General features: G+C 67.7%; 3 protein-coding genes and 1 rRNA gene. 2 read left to right on the top strand and 2 right to left on the bottom strand.

The genetic code is table 11. The annotated features are described in order from the left end of the window. Positions 1–65 (bottom strand): 16S ribosomal RNA (locus DS837_RS04370); the annotation flags it as partial. Between the two features lie 769 nt (positions 66–834). Between DS837_RS04370 and DS837_RS04365 the strand changes: the two genes are divergently transcribed. Both DS837_RS04365 and DS837_RS04360 read left to right on the top strand, forming a co-directional pair. Further along, positions 835–4818 carry a Pls/PosA family non-ribosomal peptide synthetase gene (locus DS837_RS04365; protein WP_149163568.1) on the top strand — a complete coding sequence of 1328 codons (3984 nt, stop codon included), beginning with the start codon at positions 835–837 and terminating at the stop codon, positions 4816–4818. 238 nt (positions 4819–5056) lie between these two features. Next, positions 5057–6691 (top strand): fumarate hydratase, encoded by a 1635-nt coding sequence (locus DS837_RS04360; protein WP_149163567.1) that lies wholly within the window; start codon positions 5057–5059, stop codon positions 6689–6691. A gap of 62 nt (positions 6692–6753) precedes the next feature. On the opposite strand, the gene der is transcribed toward DS837_RS04360, so the two are convergent. After that, entirely contained in the window at positions 6754–8157 is a 1404-nt protein-coding gene (gene der, locus DS837_RS04355; RefSeq protein WP_149163566.1) for a ribosome biogenesis GTPase Der, read from the bottom strand. Positions 8158–8181: the final 24 nt, after the last annotated feature.

The following is an 8181-nucleotide window of genomic DNA, read 5'->3' as shown; positions in this document are numbered from 1 at the left end:
TCGACTTGCATGTGTTAGGCATGCCGCCAGCGTTCGTTCTGAGCCAGGATCAAACTCTCAGGTTCAAGCTGACCGCGGAAACGCACACTTGACAGGGCCGCTCAACGCGACCTCAACCCAAGCTTTCGAAACTGTTCGTCTCTTACTGCTTGACCGAGATGCTCAAGCGACCCGCGATGCCAGTCCCTCTCCGGAACCGGTCCGCGGCCAACGGCCAAAACCGCCGCCTGCGCATCCCTTCTCACAACACGGTATCAACGATATCCAAGATCCCGCGGCTCTTAGGAGAACCGCAATACCCCGCGCCCAGCCCCTTCGAGGAGCGGACCGCCAGGGCCAGAATGTCTCTGTGTCCCGACCCGTCGGCGCCTCGTTGGCGGCCACCGCGTCGGGAGGCGCTTTATATGCGTGGTGCTCCAGGGGTGGCAAGCACTTTTTTTGACCCCCAGCGATTTTTCTCCCGTCCCCTTCCGAACGCACATGACACCCTTTTCATTGGCTGTGCCGCGCAGGGGATCGCATAGTCGGGCCAACAGCTGAAGGGATCTCCAGCTTGGACGCGGCCGCAATCAATGGTTCGTTAACCAAAATTCGGCAAGGTTGCACAACGGCAGAAACTCGCCGCCAGCCGACCGCCGGGACCATCAGACACAGGTCCGACCGCCGCGATTGCGCTGAACCATTTTATAAAGGCTGACAAGCGTGACATTGCTTCGCACGCCGACCTTGGTCGAAGCCCCGGGCGCCGGCCATCGTTCGTCCGAATCTTCGAACGATGCCCTCTCCTCTTCCTTTTCCTCTCTCCCTGTTTCCGGCGTGCTGCGGGGCAGCGCGATGCCGGAACTGCTTCGGGACGAGTTGCTGTCCGACATCTTCGCGGACACCGCGCGGGCCATGCCGGAGCGGACCGCCATGCTGTTCGACGGGCGTCGCGTCAGTTATGGGGAGTTGGAGGCTCGGGCGAACCGTGTCGCCAATGCGTTGCGCGCGCGCGGCTACGGTCCGGGGACCTTCGTCGGCCTGTGGATGATGCGGTCGCTCGACCTTCATGTGGCGCTGCTCGGCATTCTGAAGGCTGGCGCGGCCTATCTGCCTTTCGACGTCGACGCCCCCGCCGAACGCGTGGCGGTCAGCCTGGCCGACTGCTCCGCGCGGGCCATCCTGGTGGACGCCGTGACCGCGTCGAAGGCGGCCGGGCTCGCGGTGCCCGCTCTTCGGCTGGAGGACCTGACCTGCGATGATGAGCGCGCGCCCGATCTGCGCGCGGACGGTGTCAGCCGGAATCACCCGGCCTACGCGATCTACACCTCGGGCTCGACCGGCAAGCCCAAGGGCATCGTCATCAGCCACGCCAACATCTGCCACTACCTGCGCGCGGCCAACAGCCTGTACGGCATCACCGGCGAGGATGTCGCCTTCCAGGGCGCGTCCGTGGCCTTCGACCTGTCGCTTGAGGAGATCTTCGTGCCGTATCTGGTCGGCGCGACGCTCTGGGTGGCGAGCCGGCAGGTGCTGGACGAGGCCGACCGGCTGGCCGACGTCCTGAGCGACGCTGGCATCACCGTGCTGGACACCGTGCCGACCCTGCTCGCCATGCTGCCCCAGGACGTGCCGAGCCTTCGCGTCATCATTCTGGGCGGCGAGGCCTGTCCGCCCGCGGTGGCCGCGCGCTGGTGCCGTCCGGGGCGGACGATCTTCAACAGCTATGGCCCGACCGAGGCGACCGTGGTCGCTACCGTGGCCGAGGTGCGCCCGGACGAGCCGGTCACCATCGGCCGGCCGATTCCGAACTACAGCTGCTATGTGGTGGACGAGGCGATGGCGCTGGTCGCCCCCGGCACACAGGGCGAGCTGCTGATCGGCGGGCCGGGGGTGGCGCAGGGCTATCTGGGGCGCCCGGACCTGACCGCCGAGAAGTTCATCCGCAACCGCTTCGCCATCCACGGCAACGACCCGCTGCTCTACCGCTCCGGCGACGCGGTGAGCGTCGATCCGAACGGCAACCTGCTGTTCCACGGCCGCATCGACGACCAGGTGAAGATCCGCGGCTTCCGGCTGGAGTTGGGCGAGATCGAAGCCAAGTTGACCGGCATGGCCGGCGTGAGCCAGGCCACCGTCGTGCTGCGCAACGACAATGGGCTGGACCGCTTGGTCGCCTTTCTGGTGCCGCAGGCCGGCGCCGCGCTGGACAAGACGGCGCTGCGCGACCAGCTGCGCGCCCAGTTGCCGAGCTACATGGTGCCCTCGCATTTCGAGGTGACGGACCGCCTGCCCCGCCTGACCTCCGGCAAGGCGGACCGCAAGGCGCTGCAGGCCGCCCCGCTGACCGACGACGCCGGCCCCGGTGACCAGGACGAGCCGCAGACCCCGACGGAAACCGCCCTTCTGGAGGCCGCCAAGCGCGTCTTTCCCGGACAATCGGTGCCGCTGGAGGCCGACTTCTTCATGGACCTGGGCGGGCATTCACTGCTCGCCGCGCGATTCGTGTCGGCGGTGCGGGAGACCCGCCATCTCGACGGGCTGACCCTGCAGGACGTCTACGGCGCCCGCAGCCTGCGCGCCATGGCCGAGCGGCTGGACACCCGCGCGACGCGCGGCGGCAACGGCGGCGGGGCCGAGCGCAAGGACCGTTCCTTCGCGCCGCCTCCCCTGCTCCGCCGCTTCCTCTGCGGCGCGGCGCAGGCGGCGGCCCTGCCCTTCATCCTGGCACTGATGACAGCGCAGTGGCTCGGCGTCTTCGTCAGCTACATGCTGCTGTCCGGCGAGGATGCGGGTTTCCTTCAGGAAATCGCCACGCTGCTCGGCGTCTACATGGTCATCAACGCGGCCACGGTGGTGATCGCCGTCGCGGCCAAGTGGCTGGTCATCGGGCGGACGAAGCCCGGACGCTACCCGCTGTGGGGCGCCTATTATTACCGCTGGTGGCTGGCGCAGCGCTTCATCAGCCTCGTCCATCTGAAGTGGTTCCAGGGCTCGCCGGTCATGCGGGTCCTCCTGCGCGCGCTCGGCGCCAAGGTGGGCGACGAGGCGCTGATCGGCGAGTTCGAGTCCGGTGCCATCGACCTCGTCACCATCGGCGCCGGCGCCTCGATCGGCGGTAAGGTGAAGCTGGCCAACGCCGAGGTGATCGGCAACGAGCTGGTCATCGGCGCGGTGGAGATCGGCGCCGACGCCTATGTCGGCACGTCCTGCGTCATCGGCATGGACGCGGTGGTCGGTCATGGCACGGAGCTGGCCGACCTCACCGCCCTGCCCGCCGACGCCCGCACCGGCGCCTATGAGCGCTGGGACGGCTCGCCCGTCCGCCGCGTCGGCAGCGTCGACCAAGCGGAACTGCCTGTCCCGGCGACCGCCGGACGGCTGCGCCGTGGGCTCAACGCCGCCTTCTACACGGCGATGCTGCTCGCTCTGCCACCGATTTCGCTGATGCCGATCTTCCCGGCCTTCTACCTGTTCGACAATCTGGACGGGGTGCTGGGCTCGGTCTTCGGCGTCAGCTACCTCTACTATCTGCCGCTGATCGCCTGGCCGACCGCCATGGCGCTGGTCGCGGTAACGGTCTGCATGATCGCCGCGGTGCGCTGGATCGTCCTGCCGCGCGTCGAGGCCGGCACCTATTCGGTGCACAGCGGCTTCTACCTGCGCAAATGGATGGTGGCGTTGTCCACCGAGGTGATGCTGGACACGCTCAGCTCGCTCTACGCCACGGTCTACATGCGGGCGTGGTACCGGCTGATGGGCGCCAAGATCGGCAAGGACGCGGAGATCTCCACCAACCTCGCCGGGCGCTACGACCTCGTTGAGATCGGCGAGAAGTGCTTCATCGCCGACGAGGTGGTGCTGGGCGACGAGGACATCCGCCGCGGCTGGATGTTCCTGAAGCCGGTGAAGACCGAGGCGCGCGTGTTCGTCGGCAACGACGCGGTGGTGCCGGCGGGAGCCAGCATCCCCACGGGCTCGCTGATCGGCATCAAGTCGAAGCCGCCCGCCAATGAGGCGATGTCCGCCGGGGAGACATGGTTCGGCAGCCCGCCGATCAAGCTGCCGGTGCGCCAGCGCTTCGACGGGGTCGGCGCCAACTGGACCTACGAGCCGTCCAAGGCCCGCCGCCTGGGCCGCGCGGTGTTCGAGGCCTTCAGCCTGTCGATGCCGACGATGCTGTTCATCACCTTCGGCACGCTGGCGGTGGAGTTGTTCGCCCCGGCCATCCTGGAGCAGCGCTACGGCGCCTTCCTGGCGCAGTTCCTGGCGGTCAGCGTCGCCATCCCGGTGGCGATGGTGGCGGTGGTCATCCTGGTGAAGTGGCTGCTGATGGGCCGTTACACGCCGACCGTGAAGCCGATGTGGTCCTGGTGGGCCATGAAGACGGAAGCGGTGGCGGTGCTCTACTGGGGCCTCGCCGGCAAGGTGCTGCTGGACCATCTGCGCGGCACGCCGATGCTGCCCTGGGTGCTGCGCCTGTTCGGCACGAAGTTCGGCCAGGGCGTCTTCATGGACACCACCGACATCACCGAGTTCGATTGCGTGACGGTCGGCGACCACAGCGCGGTGAACGCCCTGTCGGCCCTGCAGACGCACCTCTACGAGGACCGCGTGATGAAGGTCGGCTGCGTGAAGGTCGGCCGCGGCGTCACCATCGGCGCCGGCTCCACCGTGCTGTACGACACCAGCGTCGGCGATTACGCCCATCTCGGCCCGCTGACCCTGGTCATGAAGGGCGAGGAGATCCCGGCGCACACGGAATGGGCCGGCGCCCCGGCGGAGCCGGTGACCGAAGGCCAGCCCGAGTTGACGGATCAGTTCAAGAGCGCCGCGTAAGTCATTGTCTGGAATGGTGTGTTGCGGCTCGGCATTCAGCGCTTCGGCGGTGGGGCCGGGCCGCTTCGTTTTCGGGCCCGGACGGTGCCCTTTCCTTAACGCCGCAGGGCGTTCCGTTCCCGTTGTGCGGCGGGCGCAGGGGTGTATAACGGTGCGCGAGCGTGGCCCTGGCCCTTTTGCGCGCTCCCGCGCGCCGCATTGGGGCCTGTGACCCAAGAACAGGAAGGAAGCCCCCCGAATGCCCGACGACATCAGCCCCGCCCGCGGCGCCTCGACGCTGTTTCCGCTGACCAAGGACGACACGACCTACCGCAAGCTGACCTCGGATTATGTCTCGGTCGTCGAGTTCGACGGCGAACAGGTCCTGAAGGTCGAGCCGGAGGGCCTGCGCCTGCTGGCCGAGGAGGCGTTCAAGGACATCAACCACCTGCTGCGCCCCGGCCATCTCGGCCAGATCCGCGCGATCCTCGACGATCCGGAAGCCTCGCCGAACGACAAGTTCGTGGCGTTGGACCTGCTGAAGAACGCCAACATCGCCGCCGCCGGCACCCTGCCGATGTGCCAGGACACCGGCACCGCCATCATCATGGGCAAGAAGGGCCGCCGCGTCTTCACCAAGGGCGGCGACGAGGCCGCTCTGTCGGAAGGCGCCCGCGACGCCTACCTGAAGCGCAACCTGCGCTACAGCCAGCTCGCCCCGATCTCCATGTACGAGGAGAAGAACACCCGCAACAACCTGCCGGGCCAGGTCGAGATCTACGCGGAGGGCGAGGACGCCTACAAGTTCCTGTTCATGGCCAAGGGCGGCGGGTCGGCCAACAAGACCTTCCTGCATCAGGCCACCCCGTCGGTGCTGGCGCCAGACCGGCTGCTGAAGTTCCTCGAGGACAAGATCCGCTATCTCGGCACCTCGGCCTGCCCGCCCTACCACCTCGCCATCGTCATCGGCGGCCTGTCGGCGGAGCAGAATCTGAAGACGGTGAAGCTGGCCTCGGCCCGCTACCTCGACAACCTGCCGACCGAGGGCGGCGAGGACGCGCACGCCTTCCGCGATCTCGCCATGGAAGCGGAAGTGCACACGCTGACCCAGACTATGGGCATCGGCGCCCAGTTCGGCGGCAAGTACTTCTGCCACGACGTCCGCGTCATCCGCCTGCCGCGCCATGGCGCCTCCATGCCGATCGGCATCGGCGTGTCCTGCTCGGCCGACCGTCAGGCGGTGGGCAAGATCACCAAGGACGGCATCTTCCTGGAGCAGTTGGAGACCGATCCGGCGAAGTATCTGCCGGAGATCACCGACGGCGATCTGGCCGGCGAGGTGGTGAAGATCGACCTCAACCAGCCGATGAGCGAGATCCTCGCCACGCTGAAACAGTATCCGATCCGCACGCGCCTGTCGCTGAGCGGCCCGCTGATCGTCGCCCGCGACCTCGCCCATTCCAAGCTGCGCGCGCGTCTGGACGCCGGCGAGCCGCTGCCGGACTATTTCAAGAACCATCCCATCTACTACGCCGGCCCGGCCAAGACCCCGGAAGGCTACGCCTCGGGCTCGTTCGGTCCGACGACCGCCGGGCGCATGGACAGCTTCGTCGAGCAGTTCCAGGCGGCGGGCGGCTCCATGGTCATGCTGGCCAAGGGCAACCGCAGCCCCGAGGTGACGGCGGCTTGCCAGAAGCACGGCGGCTTCTATCTGGGCTCCATCGGCGGCGCCGCGGCCCGTCTGGCTCAGGACTGCATCAAGAAGGTGGAGTGCGTCGAGTACCCGGAACTCGGCATGGAAGCCATCTGGCGCATCGAGGTCGAGGACTTCCCGGCCTTCATCATCGTCGATGACAAGGGCAACGATTTCTTCAAGGAATTGAAGCTGGCGTAAGCGGTGGCGCTCCCTGTCCCCTTCCCCCACACAACGGGAAGGGAGACGGGGAGCGCAACGGCTCAATCATCCGCGTAGGGGTTCTTCTGCTTCCGCAGCAGCAGCCGCACCGGCACGCCCGGCAGGTCGAACGTCTCGCGCAGATGCGCAATCAGATAGCGCTGATAGCTTTCCGGCAGATCCAGCGGCTTGTTCACGAACAGCGCCACCGTTGGCGGACGTGCCTTCACCTGCGTGGCGTAGCGGATCTTCACGCGCCGGCCCTCGACCAGGGGGGGCGGGTGGTGATCCAGCACGCCCTCGATCCAGCGGTTGAGCTGGGCGGTCGGAATGCGGCGGTTCCATTGCCCGTAGGTCGACAGGATCGAATCGAGCAGCGTGTCCAGCTTCTTGCCCTGCAGGGCGGAGATGGTCACGACCGCCACGCCCTTGATCTGGGCCAGAGCGGCCTGGAGCTTGTCCTCGACCTGGCGCAGGGCCATGGCGCGGTCGTCCACGGCGTCCCACTTGTTCAGGGCGATGACCAGGGCGCGCCCCTCTTCTACCACCGTGCGGGCGATGGTCAGGTCCTGCTTGTCGAGGATCTGGTTGGCGTCGACCACGAGCAGTACGACCTGGGCCATGCGGACGACGCGCAGGGCGTCGGCGACGGCCAGCTTCTCCACCTTGGCGTCGACGCGGGCGCGACGGCGCATGCCGGCGGTGTCGACCAGCCTGAACTTGCGGCCACGCCATTCCCAGTCGACGCTGATGGCGTCGCGCGTCATGCCGGCCTCGGGGCCGGTCAGCACGCGCTCCTCGCCGATCAGGGCGTTGAGCAGGGTGGACTTGCCGACGTTCGGACGACCGACGATGGCGATCTGGATCGGACGGGCGCGCTCCTCGTCGGTTTCCGGCTGGTCGCCGACCGGAAGCTCCTCTTCCCCCTCGCCCTTGGCGGGAGCCGAAGCCTTCTCGACCGCTTCCGGCTCGGGCGGGGCGTAGGGCAGCAGGGCCTCGACCAGATCGGCCATGCCCTCGCCATGCTCCGCCGACAGCGCGAGGGGGTCGCCCAGGCCAAGCTCGAAGGCCTCATAGAGGCCGGTCATCCCCACCTTGCCTTCCGCCTTGTTGGCGACGAGGATGACGGGGGTCTTGCTCTTGCGCAGCAGGGCCGCGAAGTGGCGGTCCAGCGGCGTGATGCCGGTGCGGGCGTCCACGATGAACAGCGCCACGTCGGCGCGTTCCAGGGCGCGTTCGGTCTGGCGGCGCATGCGCGCCTCCAGGCTGTCGTCGGTGACGTCCTCCAGGCCCGCGGTGTCGACCACGGTGAAGGACAGCCCGCCCACGCGGGCGGGGGCCGAGCGCCAGTCGCGCGTCACGCCGGGCGTGTCGTCGACCAGCGCCAGCTTCTTGCCGGCCAAACGGTTGAACAGAGTCGATTTGCCGACATTCGGCCGACCGACGAGGGCGACGGTGAAGGACATCGGGCCGGGGGCCTTATAAAGAAC

The organism is Azospirillum brasilense, assembly GCF_008365405.1.
In the GTDB taxonomy this organism is placed as follows: domain Bacteria; phylum Pseudomonadota; class Alphaproteobacteria; order Azospirillales; family Azospirillaceae; genus Azospirillum; species Azospirillum brasilense_D.
The sequence above is the reverse complement of the archived record's forward strand: the minus strand, read 5'-3'. Positions and strand labels throughout refer to the sequence as shown.